Genomic DNA, 17,882 nt, shown 5'->3' with positions numbered 1-17,882 from the left:
TTACATCTTAAACTGCACATGATCTAGGCGAATATGTGCATATCATTCGCAATACAAAGGATAGGCAATGAAAAATTTTAAAAATAAAGTCGCAGCGATCACAGGTGCAGGTTCTGGGATTGGGCAACAAGTCGCTGTTTTATTGGCCCAACAAGGTTGTCATTTGTCATTGAGTGATATCAATGAAAAGGGTTTGGCACAAACTGTTGAGCTTTTGAAAGCATATCCTGAAATCACAGTGACCACGACAGTACTTGATGTCTCTAGCCGTGATGCGATGAAACAGTGGGCGCAAGATACCGTCCAAGATCATGGTTCGGTCAATATGATTTTCAACAATGCAGGTGTGGCACTCGGCTCAACGGTTGAAGGTGCAAGCTATGAAGACTTAGAGTGGATCGTTGGGATTAACTTCTGGGGTGTGGTTTACGGGACCAAAGAATTCTTACCGTTTATCAAACAAACCAAAGATGGCCATATCATCAATATTTCAAGTATCTTCGGTTTAACCTCGCAACCAACGCAATCAGCATATAACGCGACTAAATTCGCAGTGCGTGGTTTTACAGAATCTTTACGTCAAGAACTTGATATTGAAAAGAGTGGTGTTAGTTCGCTTTGTGTACACCCAGGTGGGATCCGCACCAATATCGCCAAAGCAGCCAAAATGAATGACAGTATGAAAAGCTTGGGCATGGATCCGGGCAAATCAATCAAACAATTTGATAAATTCTTGCGTACGCCTCCTGAAGAAGCAGCACGTCAAATCTTGAATGCAGTGTTGAAAGATAAACGTCGTTTATTGATTGGTGCTGATGCGCGTATCGTCGACTCTTTCCAACGTTTATTCCCAACGGGATATCAACGTATTGCTGCCCTTGCAACGAAAATGATGTAAGTTCTGCTAATGAAATAAAAAGCCATTCTTGTTTGAATGGCTTTTTATTTGACGCTGAAAATCATGATGAACTTTTACGCTTAAATCAGAATCTTTATCTCGCGTTTCTTCCAGACAAATTGATAATAAGCGGCTTGGAATATGCATAAACACATAAAGGCGAGTGCATAAGCCATCCAAATTCCCTTGAGTCCCCAAAGTGTGTTAAACCAATACGCACAAGGCACTTCGATTAAAATAATGGTAAATATATTGATCAGCATAGGCATGTTGACTGTTCCGCTAGCACGCATGATCGAGGCAAAAATTGCACTTGCGCCAAAAAACAGCAGTGACCACAGCACAATAAACAATAATTGTTGTCCCAGTTCGATGACCGCAGGATCAGTAATAAACAGTGCCATTAAATATTTTGAGAATAAATACGCCAGTACGATCAGACTACCTGTAAATAAAAAATTCATACTCAATGCAGTGCGGGTGACTTTGGCCAACAGATCTGGTTTGCCTGCACCGATCGCTTGGGCGGCAAAGATCGATGCTGCGATGGCAATCGACAACGCAGGAAACTGAATATAGTTGAGGACTTGATTGACTGCACCGTAGGCTGCTGTTGCCTCTGCGCCGTAACGGTTAATCAAGCTTATAATCACCAATCCAGCCAAAGAAGTGGTGACCATTTGGATGCCTGTTGGAATGCCTAGTTTAAAAATCAGTTTGCTTAATTCTGCATCATGGCGGATATGTTGGAGCAATTGACGATCTATTTTAAGTGGATGATTTTTATAGTTGAGGTAGAAAGCTAGAAAAATCAACACTGCACTATAGCCTAAGATGGTGGCAATGGCAGGTGCGATGATGCCTAAGGCTGGAAAACCAAAATAACCTTTAAGTAAAACTGGCGTGACTGCTAAACCGATGAGGCTGGTTAAACCTAGGGCAATCAAAGGGGTAACACTATCACCGACACCCCGTAAAATAGAGGTGTAAATAATATAAACAAACAATAACGGGCTACCTGCCAACATCCACTGCACATAAGGCAGCGACATATGCATGACTTTGGGATCAGTGCCTAATAGTGTGAGAATATGTTCAGCAAAAACAAATCCTAAGATTGCGATAATTGTGCCACCAATTAAGGTGATAAAAAGGGTTGACCCAACCACACTACGAACTTTTTCTAGATTTTGCGCGCCCCACGCTTGACCCACTAAAACAGTGGTACCCGCAGAAATACCAATGGTAAATGCCAGTAAAAAAAATAGGATAGGGAAGAAAACCGACACCGCTGCAATTGCATCGACCCCCATCATTTGACCCACAAATATGGTGTTAATCGTCCCCGACAAGTTTTGCAAAATGTTGGTGGCGATCAGCGGCACTAGAAAAACAAAAAATGTTTTCCAGAGATTGGGTTGCATCACCAATGTTTGGTGTGGGGTCATTCAAATTCCTTTGTTTCTTCCTCTACGCCATTTGCAACATGATTGCTTATTTTTGTTCGGATAAATCATTACGGTTGAGATCTTGGTTGCAACCAAGAAGGCATCTTCTGATGTCCATCTTTACGTGAAAAGTTGAGTATTTCAAGCCATTTACAAAACATTTTCAACAAAGGCACGAATAAGACCCAAGATCAAACCGATAAAGGCCCCAACAATCACTCCATTGACACGGATCATGTGTAAATCACCGCCAACTTCACTCTCGATTTTGGCAATCATTTCGCGTGAATCCCACTCATGGATGCGTTCACTAATATAACGAATGATTTTGTCGCTATATTGCTCACTGAAATTGGTGGCTAAGCCCACCATTTTGCTATTGAGGACTTCACGAACATTTTCATTTTGGATCAGGCTCACACCAAGTTGTTGAATAGCTGCTTGTAAATTGGTGGCAATGCCTGAATCGGGTTGCATCAAATCTGTTTTGATGGCATCGCATAAAATCGCGATTGCACCGCTAATAAAGTTTAAAACTTGTGGGCTATCCAGCAAGGCATCTTTACCACTATTCAAACGTTGGCTTGCTTCGCTATTAGTATCTGCAAGTTGCAACATAAGTGCATGGGTGGTTGCCTCAATGTCTTGTCGCCAAGGGTGTTCAGGATTGGCCAACATGGATTCCACGCGTTCAATCAGTGAATCAATAGTACGCTGCTGCACATCAATGCCGATCCAGCTCGCACCTTTAGCCAGTTTCCACACTCCCAGTTCTTTAAATAATGTGCGAGACAACTCTCGTGCTTCTTCTGGATGTGACACCATCCATTGATGAGCCAGATCGAGTCCACGTTGTAACACATCTTGATGGAAGTCATTTTCCAAAACTGCACGTAACATTTCACTGGCAAGCGTATTGATCTTGGTACTACGCACCCATTGCACACTGTTGTTTTGTACAAAGTTAGCAATTTGATCCTGACTGACAAACTCAAAAATTTTCGGAACGGTTTGCTGGATGATTTGAACCACGTGTCCATTATTTTTGGGGTTGGCTAACCATTGACCGACCGCCAAACTGAGGTCGGTATTTTGCAAACTACGTTGCACAATTTGGGGCGATAAGAAATTTTCCTGAACAAAACGACCCATTGATTCAGCAATACGTGCCTTATTCCGTGGAATAATCTCAGTATGATCACGTAATAGTTTGGGCAATGGTATTTTTCCAAACGGATTGCGGAATAACACCGTCACCGCATACCAATCGGCCAAACCACCGACCACACCTGCTTCGGCGCTTAACATGAAAATATGGATCAGCCACCGATACTCAGGCAGAAAATGCGCCACGACCATTAAACAAATCCACGTCATCACTGCAATCACTAATGCTACGGTGGCGAAGTATTTACTTCTTTGCAGGCTTGGTACTTTGTGGATTTCTTCGGCTGAATTCATTGAGTCATCCTATTCATTCATTTTTGTTTTGAGGTGGTGCAGGGGGTTGCAACACTTCTCCTGTTGGACTCAATCCGTATTTTTGTCCTAAGGATCGCAAAATCAACTGCGCATCAAATGCATCAGGTGATTGCTGTTGAGTCTGAAAACATTCAATAGTATACGACACTTGGATGGGATCAAGATTGACCACTTGTGGTACATCATAGAATGGATCCGGCCAAAAGGCGGGATGACGACGATAATAACCATAAGGATAATACGGTCGACTCGGATAAATCACAGCTTGGCGTTGCTCCTTGAACCGCGCATTGCTTGGATCATCAACTACAGTGAAAAAACGGAACCCATTTTGGAGTGTGGTTTGTGCTGCCTTGAGTAAGGTAATTTCCTCAGCTGTACCATAACTCAGATTATTTCCTGCTTGGAAGCCGATACGGAAGCTTTTGTTATTTAATGGATAAGCGGTGAATTGCCCCAATTGATCAAAGGTCTTGGGTTGAGACGGTATGCTGGCACACCCTGTAAATGCCAATGTGACCAATAGCGGGGCACAGATGAGTAACGATTTCATATGCAATTCCTCTTTCTGACGTCGAGGGGAGATCGACTTAAAAGCTGCTGTTTGGTTGAGTTAGAAACTCAAGTTCCTCGGCGCTAGATGTGCGCCCCAAGATCGCATTGCGATGAGGATAGCGTCCGAAGCGATCAATAATCACTTTATGCTTTTTCTCAAAATTTAAATTGATTTCATTGCCTAAACGTTGAAACAGTTTTAATGCGTACTCATGCATTATTTTTGATTCACTATGCATAAATGGCATATATAAAAAGGAACGTTGTTCGGGGCTTAACTGAGCATCTAATTGTAGGCTAATCGCTTCTTGAGCCAGCATCAATGCCATGCTGTCATAGGCAAAAGCTTGTGCTTGATCACGATATAAATTACGTGAGAATTGATCTAAAACAATAATTTCAGCTAAACGACCTTCAGGTGTCTGACGCCATGACCAAAGTTCTGCTTGAGTTGCTTGATCATGAATCGTTTGAAAAAGCCCGCGAATTTTGGTATCAAAATCATCGCTTTTGGCAAACCAAAGTGAGCGATGATCAGGAGAAAACCAAAAATCAAGAATATCTTGCGCTTGCATCGTTGAGTATCCATTGGAAGATTTATTTTTAATAAAATCACAATTTCAGCATGTCTTATAGAGCAAGATTGTGATAAAAATTGCCAAGCTAAGCTAATACAATCAGATGACTAGATCGTAATAGTCGTTATAATTGGCGGAGTCGTGATAGTAGGCATGTTTGGCATGCGAATACACGCGATGAAGTCACCAGCCTTGATTTGGTTGGCCGATCTTGAATAACCGAGCATATAAATTATGAACCAACCTTGCACACTTTCGTCCGCTATCGTACCGACTTGGGTAAATGCCTCACAATTAGACGGTATGTTACGCGGTATCGAGCGTGAAAGTTTGCGTATGCAAAGCAATGGATTTTTATCACAAAAAAACCATCCAAAAGCTTTGGGTTCAGCACTCACACATCCCCATATTACGACTGATTATTCAGAAGCGTTAATGGAGTTCATTACCACGCCACACAACACCATTGCCGCTGCATTAAATGAGTTAAGCGATATTCATCAGGTGGTGCACCAGCAACTCGAAGATGGTGAGAAATTGTGGCCGCTTTCCATGCCTTGTATGCTGGATGACAATGAAGAAAATATAAAACTTGCTCAGTATGGCACGTCTAATATCGGGCGTTTTAAAACCCTTTATCGTCATGGCTTGGGGGTGCGTTATGGTCGTCGGATGCAGACCATTTCAGGTGTACATTATAATTTATCTTTTCCCGATCAGTTGTTTGCAACTTTGCAGCAGCATGAAAAAAATGAAGAACTAAAACAACTCAGTTTGCAAGATTATCGAAGCCATCGTTATTTTGCCTTGATCCGAAATTTTATTCGCATGACTCCCTTGGTGATGTATTTGCTTGGCGCAAGTCCATCGGTCTGTCGTTGCTTTTTAACAGGGCGTAACCACCATTTACAGCCTTTGGTCAAAGGAACCTTGTACTTACCAGAGGCAACTGCCTTGCGTATGGGACGTTTGGGTTACCAAAACTCAGCACAAAAGCAGTTGGGGATTTATTATAACGATTTGCATGATTATTTAGATGGATTACAAAAGGCCGTCCATACGCCATATCCTGCATTTACTGATTTAGGTTTGAATGATGAGACAGGTGAACCGATTCAAATCAATGACCATGTTTTACAGATTGAAAATGAATACTACAGTCTAGTGCGTCCAAAGCAAGTGCCTCAAGCGGGTGAAACCCCTTCGCAAGCATTGAAGAATCGTGGTGTGGGTTATGTAGAGCTGCGTGCGGTCGATGTGAATCCCTATAGTGCGATTGGGATTGATGAAACCACAGCAGGCTTCTTAGAAAGTCTAGCTTTGTATTGTTTATTGCGGGAAAGTCCTGATCTATGGTCTGACGAACAAGATCAGATTGATCAAAATCAAACTGAAGTGGTTAATCGCGGGCGTGCAGCAGATGCCCAGATCAAAGAAGGGCATCTAACAGTGTCATTTCAGGATTGGGCACAGCAACATTTAAGCAAAATTCATACTTGTGCCGCGACACTAGATCAAATGGATGGTACTTCTCTTTATCAGGATGCTGTTTATGTCATGCAACAGCGTTTAAATGATGTTGAAAATACCCTTTCAGCACAAGTGATCAAAGATACTTTACAACATGGTGGCACATGGAACTTTGGTAGTGTCATGGCTCAACAGCATGTAGATTGTTATGACCAGCATCAGCTCAGTGCAGAAAGACAGCAATATTTTGAACATTTAGCGCAAACGTCGTTGCAAAAACAGTGGCAACTTGAACAAGAAAATGACACGAGTTTTGAACAATATCTTGCACAATACCGTTAAATCTTTTGAGGACTTCCCATGCGATGGAATTACCGTTTGGTCAGTGCAGTATTGGTACTGACCAGTATTATCGGACTCTCGTTCGCGTTGTATTTAGAACATGTGCAAGGATTGGAACCTTGCCCATTGTGTGTGTTTCAACGTGTAGGTCTAATTGGAATGGGATTGATTGCACTGGTTGCATTCATTCATAACCCGATTTCAAATGTATTTAAACGTTTTTATGCATTGCTGGCGACATTAGCGATTGGTTGGTCAGTGGGTGTTGCAGCACGTCATGTTTGGTTGCAAAACTTACCTGCTGATCAAGTTCCAAGTTGTGGTCCAGGTTTGGATTATTTGGTTGATGTCTTGCCCATGAAAGCAGTATTGCAACAAGTGCTTTCTGGTTCTGGTGAATGTGCTTTAGTCGATTGGAGTTTCTTGGGTCAGTCATTACCAGTATGGTCATTGATTTATTTCAGTCTGATATTGCTGATTTGTTTATGGCAGCTTTTTAGAAAATATAGTACAGCTAAACAATAACCATAGCGTTTTTAAAACAACTAAAAAACCCTTGAATATATATCAATATTTAGGGGTTTTTTCTTTTAAATCAATTGGATATATTTTTAGATAAAAACAACTATTTTTTGTGTACAGAAAGGTATTTTTCTTATAAAGTTCAACCGATTCTTAAAATTATGATCATAAAAAATGCTTTTGAATATATTTAATGTATTAGAAAAACTGGGGTTAAATGCACAGAAGCGTGCGATACACGTCCAATTTGCAGATCCGATGTTAACGGCGCAGGTGTTCTTACAACGAATATCTGGGAAACATGTTTTAAATCAAGGGCTAACGTCAGAACTCATTTGCCTGTCTACCAATGCGAGCATTCCGCTTAAAAAATTTATTGGATGTACTGTTGCAGTCGATCAGGTCACTGATACTGGACAATTGGCACGCAGCACAGGGATTATTACCGCGGCAGCTCAAGGTCAAAGTGATGGAGCACTTACGCTTTATCGTCTGACCATGCAAGATGCGACATCATTATGGACAAAACGCCGTAATAGCCGGGTATTTATGAACCAATCGGTGGTTGAAATTGTCCAGACCCTATTTAAAGAGTGGCAAGCACGTAGTCCATTGTTTGCAGCGAGTTTGACATTAGATCTCAGTGGGCTTAGCAAAGACTATGATGTTAGACCCTTTACCATGCAGCACAATGAACTCGATTCAATGTTCATTCAACGATTGTTGGCTTCTGAATCGATCAATAGCTTAATTGATGAAGCTCAGCATCTTGTTCCGTTCAGTGCATCGCCAATTCAAGCGCAAAAACTCCGACTGATTGATGACAATAACCACTACCAAGCGCTTGAGCGCCATAGTATTCGTTACCACCGTAGTAGTGCTACAGAACAATATGACAGCATGACCAGTTTGGTTGCAGAACGTAGCTTGCAACCGACCACGGTGCATATCCAACGTTGGCAAGCGGATGCTCTTGATCAAGAAGATGGCGCAGGCAGCGTCCAAAGTACCCATGGACATAGTGATCACTATGACAATGCAAGTTTGGGATTAGAGGATGCATGGCACTTCACGCCTGCATGGATACAAGATCTGAATGGTGAGGATGGTGCGAGTACCTCAGGCAATCATCAAATCGAACGCATCAATGAACAACTGAGCAATTACCATAGTGCGCAGGCAAAACAATTTATTGCCAATACCACGGTTCGTGATGCGCATGTGGGTTATTGGTTTGAACTCAAACAACACCCAGAAATTGACCAGCATGCCAGTGCGGATAGAAACTTCCTCATTACGGCGAAGCAGTTCTATAACCAAAATAACTTACCTAAAGAGTTGAACCAACAGGTCAAGCAATTGCTACAGCAGAGTCATTGGCAACCTCTGTTGAGTCACTCAATGTTAGAAGAACGTCAAGGTAACCAACTCACACTGCAACGCCGTCATATTCCCACCGTACCTGAATATCAGCCCTTGCAACATCGACCCATTGCATATCCTCAACGAGCAAAGGTGGTAGGCCCAGCAGGTGAAACGATTCATGTGGATGAGTGGGGACGGATCAAAGTACGCTTTCTATTTACCCGTGTCGATGATCATGGCCATGATGGTGGTGCTGGCACCAATGACAACGATACCGACTCCGCTTGGGTGGATGTTCTGACACCTTGGGCGGGTGAAGGTTATGGTGCGCGATTCCTACCGCGCATAGGTGAGATCGTTGTGATTGATTTCTTTGATGGCAATATTGATCGCCCCTTTGTGACGGGGCGAATTCATGAAGCACAGCGTTCACCGACTCGATTCGATATCAAAGGGCAACTCCCTGACACCAAAAAACTCAGTGGTATTCGGAGTCAAGAGGTCGATGGGCGAGGATTCAACCAACTCAGATTTGACGATACCACGGGGCAGATTAGTACCCAATTACAAAGTAGTCATGCTGCAACTCAACTGAACTTAGGGCATTTAAGTCATCCAAAAGAACAAGCACACAGTGCAGGACGTGGTGAGGGTTTTGAACTCAGAACGGATGCTTGGGGTGCGGTACGTGCAGGTAAAGGCATGTTGATCAGTACCTATGCACAAGAACAAGCGATCGCAGATCACTTGGAAGCAGCCCAAGCGCAATCATTGCTGACTGAAGGTTTTGAAAGCATGAAAATGCTAAGTGACATTGCTCTCAAACAACAAGCCGATGCGCTCAATGTCATTGAACGTTTACCCAAATTTATACAATCCTTGGAGTTAAAAACCAAAGGACAGGCATTGAGTAATACCGTAAATCTTTTTAAAAATGAGATGCAAAGCAATCCGCTAAATGCCTTAAAAGATTGTGGTGGTTTTATTGGTGATATTGGTGCGCTTGGTGGAAATAGTAAAGCCATCGTTGATGAATTCAATGCATTTTTCGCAGATGCAAAAGATGCAGTGGAGAATCTTAAAACCTTTATTGAAAATGTCGAAGAACATGGTACAGACATTGTCAAAGGACAACTAGCAGCCCTCAAAGATAAAATTCAACACAATCCCTTTGAAGGGCTAAAAGAAGTCGGACAAGTCCTTGCGAATGTCGATATTAAAGACTTTGATTTGATGAGTAGCTGTGGCACGTTTAGTAAAGGCAGCAGTTTAAAGGTCAGTCCATTACAAGCATTGGGTTCTTTGCAAGGCTTTATGGAAAACTATACCCAAGACTTAGAAAAGAGTAAGGACAGCAAACAACAAGCCCAAGGAAAAATCTTTAGACAAGCATTGATGCTGTTGGCCTCACCGAATGGAATTGCACTGACTACACCTGAGAATATTATTTTACAAGCCTCGCAAGACATTGCAGAAAGTGCCAGTGGTTCCATCAATTTGAGTGCCCAGAAAAATATTATTGGGCACGCGCAAGACAAAATCAGCTTGTTTGCTGCCCAAAAAGGAATACGAGCCTATGCCGCCAAAGGAAAAGTAGAGTTGCAGGCACAGGATGACATGATCGAGGTAATCGCCCGTCGGGTGATTAAGATTATATCGACAGAAGAAAAGATCGAGATCACCAGTCCAATCGAAATCGATCTAAAAGCAGGAGGCTCGCAGCTTAAGATTAATAAGGATGGAGTATTTGTAAATACTGGCGGCAATTTTAAGGTGAAGGCCGGGCAGCATGTCTTTGAGAGTGGCACAACAGTCAATGCAGAGTTACCGACCATGCCAAAGAGCGGGGTTTACAGTCGACGTTTTGATTTTAGTGGTTTGGTTTCTCCTGAATTATTACAAGAAGGTTTTCTTTATAAGGTGATTAATCGCGCGAAGAAAACAGAATATGTGGGTGTGCTGGATGATGGAGCGAGAACACAACGAATCTTTAGCAACAACCCTGACCAAATCGAAGTTGTTTTACTTGGAAAAGACAAAGAAAGTGCAGATAAGTTGCTATTGGTAGAAGAGCCTATGCTCGAAAATCACAGCTCGGATGAAGCATGTTGTGGTGGCGATGATGAACACCATCATGATGACTGTGAACACGCTCAAGTTGGCGCTACAGATGAATCGAATTTAGAACGTGATTTTAAGCAATTTGGATGTGGGGATTAAGAAATGAAAATAGCTAAAGTATTTATTGGCTCATTGGTTTTATTGCAAAGTGTGAGCTTATACGCAGAGAGCTCTAAACAATGCTTAAAATATTGGAATGAGCCAGCAGTGGAGATTAAAGTTCTAGGGGAAGTTGAGTGTGAGCATGTCTGGGAGTTCGGTCAAAATAGTGCAAGCCAGAATCGACTCAAACTGCTAGATCAACTGAATTTAAAACGGAAAAATAATCAATGGATGTCAACTGGTATTTGCTCTAAGGTTTTGTATAACCATAAAGAATATTATATTTATAATGCAAATTACAAGGAAGACAAAGATGATGTATGGATCGCATATGATAATAAAAATGCTTTTGCTTATTTGAGAAAAATAGTTGCTCCCGGCTTTGTTGCACAAAGATTTGAAATGCAAAGCGCCCCTAATTGAGCCAAATTTAAGGCGTAACTTGGGTAAGTGGTCGACCTAATTCCGTAAATCTGTTAAGGACTGCCACACGTGCATGGATCTCATTGACTTGGCTATCAAAACTCCTTGCACTGAGTTTATCTCCTAATAATTTGATGCAATGCATCTTAGTTTCAACCAAACTTCGCCGATGATAGCCTGACCATTTTTTCCATAGTGTCCTGCCTAAACGTTTAATTGTTCGAAGTAATTCATTTCGCTCTAGCGAGCTACTCTTTGTATCTTTCCATGGTTTCGCATTTTTTCTAGGTGGAATCACCGCATGCGCTTGCCGATCTGCAATGACCTGACGGCATTGCTTGGTGTCATAAGCTCCATCGGTATAAACAGAGTTAATCTGCTCATCTTGTGGAATCTGATTAAGTAAATCACCAAGCACCTGTGAATCACTGACATTATTGGTTGTAAGCTGAACTGCTCGTATTTGTAGGGTTTTAGCATCTATACCAATATGAAGTTTACGCCATTGGCGACGATATTCAGGTCCATGTTTCTTGCGTTTCCATTCGCCCTCACCTAGAAACTTCATGCCTGTAGAGTCCATGAGTAGATGCAGCCCATCGCTACTTTTTTGGTAGCTGATTACAATATCAATATGCTTTTGTCTTCTACAAAGCGTGGTGTAATCTGGAGCTATCCAATTTAATCCGCAAAGTTTAATCAGACTTTGCACAAAGCCAGTGACCATACGTAAAGACAGACGGAATAAGGATTTAATCATTAAGCAGCATTGGATGGCTGCGTCGGAGTAGGTTTGATTTCGCCCTTGTTTACCGATGGACGGAGCATACCATTGCGTAGCAGGATCAAACCAAATGGCAATATTTCCGCGACTCATGAGTGCTCGGTTATATGCGGGCCAATTGGTTGTGCGGTAGATTTTGTGTGCAGGCTTCTTCATTTGAAAATTATATCGCTGAAAAACCCTTTACAGATAGGTTTGTGCAACAAAGCCGTTGCTCCCTCAGAAGAAGGTGCTCGCTCAGGTGTTGTTTTAAGTTGTGCTAGTATTGGTGTGGATGATAAATCTAGATACGTTCTAAATAGCTATTTAAAAAATAATACATCTGTGAGTATGAGTTTTTATAAGACCAATGATTGGTATAAAGAGAATTAAAATGATAAAAACAATTAAATTTGATAAAAATGATACCAAGAATTTTGAAAGTAATTTAGCAGGTTTTATTGAGGCAGTAAGTTTTAAAGAGTCTTCATCTGATCTTTCTTTGTCAATAAATCACCCCATAAATACTCGTGCTGCGAATAAAGTAAATGGGTCAGGTTATATGGGGTTGTTTCAATTTGGTGAAGAAGCTTTATATGATTTGGGTTATTATTTAGGAGACCACGGAATATCGTACGAGGATATTAAAGGTGCTGACAAAAAATCGCCTATACGGAAAAGATGGCAGAGTCAATTTGATTCAAATAATTGGATTGGTAAATGGTCTGGTAAAAGAAATATAAACACAAAGCTAGACTTCTTGAGAAATCCTCAAATTCAATATGAGGTTATTAAGGAGTGGATTGGTTATTTATGTAATCAATTGAGAAATAATAATCTAAATGAGTATTTTGGAAGAACGATTCAAGGTATTGAGGTTTCAGAGTCAGGCGCCATAGCTGGTATGCATTTAGTTGGCATTGGGGGGCTGGGTGCTTTTTTGGGCATTCCAAAATTTCAGGGTTCAAAGCAAATAGATGGAAATGGTACACATATCAGTAAATATATCGAAATGTTTAACCATTTTGATTTAGAAAGCTGTTGCAAAAGAAAGATTTATATAAGTTTAACTGACTCTGAAAAAAATGCTTTAGCAAATAAAGAAGTGGTATTAGTTTCGCGTTATGATGGGAAATATGTATCTGGTGAATCGCGAGTAAGGGTAAAAAGCGATGAGCATGGCAAGCTCCCAGTTATTGTTCGTCATCCGAATACAGAAATAAAAATTATAGCGGATGGAAAAGAGTCTAATAGCATCATCCAAAAAGCCAATGAGAAGCAGAAAGCGACCTTAAGTGATTTCGCTGTTTCAAGTTATCCGGCAACTTTAGAAGCAGAAAATACACCTCAACCAAAACCACAAGCCAATAAGACTCCGCAAGAAGTGAGGAATGAGCAAGTTCCACCATCTTCGCCATCGGTAGACTCAACTTCAACATTAAAAGAGATTCAATTCAACGTTCAAATCGTGGAAGGTGATTCAGGTAAACCTATTCCGAATATGAATTTTTTCCTTACTTATAAAGGAAATATTAAAAAGCATACCGCAAATAACAATGGTGTAAGACAAGGAGTTGTTGCAGAAGTAGGTCAAGATATTGAGGTTTCTGTAGAAGGGGATGGGTATAAACAAGTGATTCATCATTTTAAACTGGATGCAGCACTTAATAATCAAACCGTAAAGGTACTGTTACCTGTACATAGTTTTAGTATAAGCGTCACTCAAGATGGTCAACGCGTAGCAAACACATTGTTTAGTATTTTTTATAGAGGGCGCGAGATTCCTAAAAGAACAAATGCATCAGGGATTATCACTGTAAAAATGCTCACAGGCTTTGTTTTTGGCTTTGGAGTCAAAGGTAAAAATTTGGTTCCAAGTCGAGTTGAAAAGTCTGTTGCAACTAAAGGGTTTACTGTAAATGCAAGTGCAGTAAAAACATCAAAACTACATGAAGAAGCGGATGAACAGCGAAAAAAACAACAACAAGCAGAAACAGTGAGATTGCAGCAACAGCAAAAAGAAGCTGCTGAAAAGAAAGAAAAACAAGCAGAGGAGGAAAGAAAAAAAGCTAAAACCGAAGCAGATAAAAATAATCAAGCTCGACAGAATAATAGTTATACTCAAAACGGTGGTCGACCAATCACCTCAGTGAGCCGTCAAGCACCTGTGACTAGTGATACGACTCGTTATCATATTTACCATAATGGAAAAATTAAAAGAGAGAATAGAGCTGCAACGGGGTTTGCAGAATTTATTTACTATGATCAGAATGGTAATGCTCATAATCTGGGGAAGTCGAGGTTTATTGTTGCAAGGCGATGGAGTGCTAAGGGTGTGCACGGACAGGGTAGTATTTTTCTAGTTGATATTCGACCCTTTAAGCAATATAGAAATGGGGATGTTGGCTATAAAATGCTAATTAATACTAGTAGTGGGAGGTATTACTTAGGTGGTCTAGAAATGGCTGCTTTCCTAGGAGCCTTATGTAAATGTGGTTATGATGATATTAGCTTTAATGGATTTAGTATGGTTGATGGTTCTCCTGGTGTAAGTTCTTCACATATTAATGGAGTGGCAGGGGATATTCGTTATTTAAGAAAAGATAAAAAACCTCAGTATGTCGATTTAGGGCAGAGTAATTTATTGGATTTTGATCGAACTTTGCGGATGATACAAATACTAATTGAATTTAATTGGGGGAAGACGAGACGTATGTTTTCTGAAAAATTTAATCATAATGGAGATGCAAATTATGTATTTCCAGGATGTATACATATGAGAAAAGATGGTAAAAATGGATATAGACATCATCATCACCTTCATATGAATGGGTTAGGTAATGATGTTGAGGATATATAAATTATGTTTATTAATGTAAAAAAAATATCATTTTTAATGATTACTTTTATGCTCATAGGTTGTACTGACAGCAATGAAAAACAGCCTTTCATCGAGAGTAAACCTATAAATTTAGAGGTCTCTGAAAGAGATATTTTTTGTAAAAAAGCAAATAATACTTTATTTAATCTTTTTAAGATTAATAATTTGGTTTGTATTAAGGAGTTCCCATTTACTAGAGAAAAATATACGGAGAATAAGCCCACCTATCAAATTACACATGCTCCTCTTTTTTTTAGCCTTCAAAATGATGAGTTTTTTGAGGGAGAGGAGGATATAAGTGAGAAAATACTGGTTGGAGCTATGCCTATCAATGATCAGAAGTTTGCACTCATTTTTGCTCAGAAACAGGGGGATAGTGGATTCAGTATAAATGGGGAAAGTATATATTTGTCAGTTATAAACTATGGGCAAGTTGGAAATCAGGATACTAATCCAAATTTAGGAATGTTCAAAGTGATTTATCATCAAAGTAGCCTAAACGAAAGTGATAATATAGATTTCAAAATTATATCTCCAAATACGCTCAAAATTTTTTACGCTCATGAGGGCATGGGGAACGAAGTAGTGAATCTTTCGCAATAGTGAATCTTTTTTTATATAAAATTCCAGTGGAATCTCATCCTAAAAAATAAACACCGCAATCCTTCCAATATCTAAAAAATGATCGGCAACTAATAAAATAATAGCCGATCATTTTTATTTAGGTCTCAACAATCCCTTCTAAATCATCAAAGGTATAATTATTTGGTACATTAATCAGATGCGTTTGAACCCCTTGTTCAACTTTATCACTGACATCAGGATAGAGCCAACGCGTAATTTGCTCAGCTACACTTGAATGATATTGAATCTCAAAATGATTCAAACCATAGAACACCGCTTTATGCGTATCAGGTAATTTAAGCTGAAAACGAGGATTTGGGTGTTCACCTAAAGCACTCTTCACACTGACCAAATAATCCCCGATCACAGTAAGTGCTTTGGTTCTTAATTTCTCAAACTCTAAAGTTCCTGCGATTAAGAAGGTATTAATATGTGAGGGTAAAGGTGCTGGTTTGCGATTGTCATCTGCAAAACCAATACGTGCATCATTATGTTCCCAGTCATCATCACGGACGCTACCATGACGAAGATCTAAAATACCATTACTGCGAATATTGACCAATTGACCAATGAGGTTAATAAAGGGGAATGCACCAATCTTGTCTTGTAAAATAAAACCAAAACGTTCCAATGCCGCGCCGTGATGTGGCGAACCGATACAGACCAAGTTCTCAACGATATGTACCCATTGGCAGAGGTCTTGTTTGCCATAGAACAATGCACTACGAGAAACCAATCCCCCCATACTATGTCCAATCAAGTCAATACTGGTAATGCGCGGGTTACGCTGCACTAAGTCTTCAAGCACATTGGCAAAACTACGACCATTTGCTGAAATGCGTCGCCCAGTATTATAGTTGAGATACAACATGGTGTTGTTATCACGTTGAGCCAGTAAACGCTCACCAATACCGCCATAACGATTATTCGACCACGTCAAATGGTTCATACATAAACCATGCGTTAAAATCACCACACGACCAGTCAGCTCACCTTGTTGCAATGATCCATAGTGATCATAAAGCACCATCGGCAAAGCCATCGGGTTATGTTGCTTCAAGAAAAAATCACCAAAGATTCCATTCAGCGCACCCACCGCAAAATGTAAAGTTGGGCTAAGCGGTTTATTGTGTAGTGCTGGAAACTTCTCAATGACTCTGCGTAAATTTGGTGCAAGGAAGTTGCTACCATATTTTTGGATGGCAACATAAGAAAATTGATAGAATTTCTGCAATTGCGGATGTTTTTGTAATTTTTTGGCTTTTTGTGCACTTAAACCGAGCGCTGTCCGTAGCACTTCAGTTTGGACCAATTGCATCAATTCGTGTACGCCACTTAAGCTGGTACTGACGAGCTGTGCCAAACCTTCCAAAGCATCTGCCTGACTGGGAGGGGTACTATCCCACTTACAGTAGGTTTCATGCAGAGGTGTTAAACTTGGCATATTGATTTCCTCATCCTTGATATATACCGAAGGGTTGAATTTATGAACCTAACACTGTTTAGATAAACTACAACAAACGCTTATATATTTTGCTGTTTCATCCGTAATTTTTTTAGAATACTGATGAACGGTGCATAGTATCGGTTTTTGTGTCGGACAATTTCAGGGTTATATGTAAATTATATTGTTATTTGATTATCAATTATGATTAATAATGTGATTTATTTCACTATATGTCAAGTTGGTGTCTAATTTGGTGCATATGCAAGTTATCTATTTACATGGTTTTCGTAGTGGCCCGATGTCAAAAAAGGGGCAACAATTGAGACAATACTGTGCAAAGTATGATTCTATTCAGGTGCATTTGCCTGATTTGAACCAATCGCCCGAGCGCGTGCTTGAGCAAGTTTCACAACTCATCGAAACTCACCCGCGAGAGCAAGTGGTTTTGGTAGGTAGTAGTTTAGGTGGTTTTTATGCGACGTATTTTGTCGCCAAGTATGCCTGTCCTGCTGTATTGATCAATCCAGCTATGCAACCATGGCAGCTATTTCAAGCGCTATTCGGGATTGATCAAATCCCACTCAAAATCACCGAGTCATGGACACTCAATGCCGAACACTTGCAACAATTACAGTCGATTGCTGAAGTAGAGCTAAAAAATGCCGATAAAATTTTAGTGCTATTGCAACAAGGCGATGAAGTCTTGGATTATCATCAGGCACAACGTTATTATAGTGCAGCACAACCGTCCTCTTTGATTTTCACTGACACTGGTGGCAGTCATGCGATGGATGATTTTGAAGAAAGATTAGCGTTAGTACTCGAATTTCTATCGGCAGCGATTCAATAAGGAAGTCAGAC

The 17,882-nt window shown here is 40.5% G+C and carries 14 protein-coding genes; 8 read left to right on the top strand and 6 right to left on the bottom strand.

What is annotated here, in order from left to right:
• Positions 1-67 precede the first annotated feature (67 nt).
• Complete coding sequence (locus F991_RS16435; protein WP_004673536.1) at positions 68-898, top strand: SDR family NAD(P)-dependent oxidoreductase; 831 nt, start codon at positions 68-70, stop codon at positions 896-898.
• An 80-nt stretch (positions 899-978) separates the two neighbouring features.
• On the opposite strand, the gene F991_RS16430 is transcribed toward F991_RS16435, so the two are convergent.
• From F991_RS16430 to F991_RS16415, 4 genes are all read right to left on the bottom strand, one after another.
• Positions 979-2,346, bottom strand: coding sequence for an MATE family efflux transporter (locus F991_RS16430; RefSeq protein ID WP_004673534.1), 1,368 nt, complete (start codon positions 2,344-2,346; stop codon positions 979-981).
• Positions 2,347-2,496: 150 nt separating this feature from the next.
• Positions 2,497-3,807: a DUF445 domain-containing protein gene (locus tag F991_RS16425; RefSeq protein ID WP_004673533.1), complete on the bottom strand. Its 1,311-nt coding sequence runs from the start codon at positions 3,805-3,807 to the stop codon at positions 2,497-2,499.
• A 13-nt stretch (positions 3,808-3,820) separates the two neighbouring features.
• Positions 3,821-4,381 carry a CC0125/CC1285 family lipoprotein gene (locus F991_RS16420; RefSeq protein WP_004673531.1) on the bottom strand — a complete coding sequence of 187 codons (561 nt, stop codon included), beginning with the start codon at positions 4,379-4,381 and terminating at the stop codon, positions 3,821-3,823.
• Between the two features lie 37 nt (positions 4,382-4,418).
• Positions 4,419-4,958 (bottom strand): DUF924 family protein, encoded by a 540-nt coding sequence (locus tag F991_RS16415; RefSeq protein WP_004673530.1) that lies wholly within the window; start codon positions 4,956-4,958, stop codon positions 4,419-4,421.
• Positions 4,959-5,195: 237 nt separating this feature from the next.
• Between F991_RS16415 and gshA the strand changes: the two genes are divergently transcribed.
• The 4 genes from gshA to F991_RS16395 all read left to right on the top strand — a co-directional run bounded on the left by gshA (position 5,196) and on the right by F991_RS16395 (position 11,306).
• On the top strand, positions 5,196-6,773 hold the full coding sequence (gene gshA, locus F991_RS16410) for a glutamate--cysteine ligase (RefSeq protein ID WP_004673528.1): 1,578 nt from the start codon (positions 5,196-5,198) through the stop codon (positions 6,771-6,773).
• 18 nt (positions 6,774-6,791) lie between these two features.
• Positions 6,792-7,298, top strand: coding sequence for a disulfide bond formation protein B (locus F991_RS16405; RefSeq protein WP_004673527.1), 507 nt, complete (start codon positions 6,792-6,794; stop codon positions 7,296-7,298).
• A 171-nt stretch (positions 7,299-7,469) separates the two neighbouring features.
• Positions 7,470-10,880: a type VI secretion system Vgr family protein gene (locus F991_RS16400; RefSeq protein ID WP_004673524.1), complete on the top strand. Its 3,411-nt coding sequence runs from the start codon at positions 7,470-7,472 to the stop codon at positions 10,878-10,880.
• A 3-nt stretch (positions 10,881-10,883) separates the two neighbouring features.
• Complete coding sequence (locus F991_RS16395; protein ID WP_004673522.1) at positions 10,884-11,306, top strand: hypothetical protein; 423 nt, start codon at positions 10,884-10,886, stop codon at positions 11,304-11,306.
• A gap of 7 nt (positions 11,307-11,313) precedes the next feature.
• On the opposite strand, the gene F991_RS16390 is transcribed toward F991_RS16395, so the two are convergent.
• A complete protein-coding gene (locus F991_RS16390) occupies positions 11,314-12,246 on the bottom strand; it encodes an IS5-like element ISAba12 family transposase (protein WP_051064200.1) in 933 nt (310 codons plus the stop codon).
• 217 nt (positions 12,247-12,463) lie between these two features.
• On the opposite strand from F991_RS16390, the gene F991_RS16385 reads away from it, so the two are divergent.
• Both F991_RS16385 and F991_RS16380 read left to right on the top strand, forming a co-directional pair.
• Entirely contained in the window at positions 12,464-14,929 is a 2,466-nt protein-coding gene (locus F991_RS16385) for a hypothetical protein (RefSeq protein ID WP_004673520.1), read from the top strand.
• Positions 14,930-14,932: 3 nt separating this feature from the next.
• On the top strand, positions 14,933-15,553 hold the full coding sequence (locus F991_RS16380) for a hypothetical protein (protein WP_004673517.1): 621 nt from the start codon (positions 14,933-14,935) through the stop codon (positions 15,551-15,553).
• Positions 15,554-15,671: 118 nt separating this feature from the next.
• On the opposite strand, the gene F991_RS16375 is transcribed toward F991_RS16380, so the two are convergent.
• Entirely contained in the window at positions 15,672-17,018 is a 1,347-nt protein-coding gene (locus F991_RS16375; protein WP_004673516.1) for a PGAP1-like alpha/beta domain-containing protein, read from the bottom strand.
• Positions 17,019-17,280: 262 nt separating this feature from the next.
• On the opposite strand from F991_RS16375, the gene F991_RS16370 reads away from it, so the two are divergent.
• Entirely contained in the window at positions 17,281-17,871 is a 591-nt protein-coding gene (locus tag F991_RS16370) for a YqiA/YcfP family alpha/beta fold hydrolase (protein WP_004673513.1), read from the top strand.
• Positions 17,872-17,882: the final 11 nt, after the last annotated feature.

The sequence above is a fragment of the Acinetobacter sp. CIP-A165 genome (assembly GCF_000367985.1).
Taxonomy (GTDB): domain Bacteria; phylum Pseudomonadota; class Gammaproteobacteria; order Pseudomonadales; family Moraxellaceae; genus Acinetobacter.
Note: the sequence above shows the minus strand (reverse complement) of the source record. Positions and strands in the feature narration are given on the sequence as shown.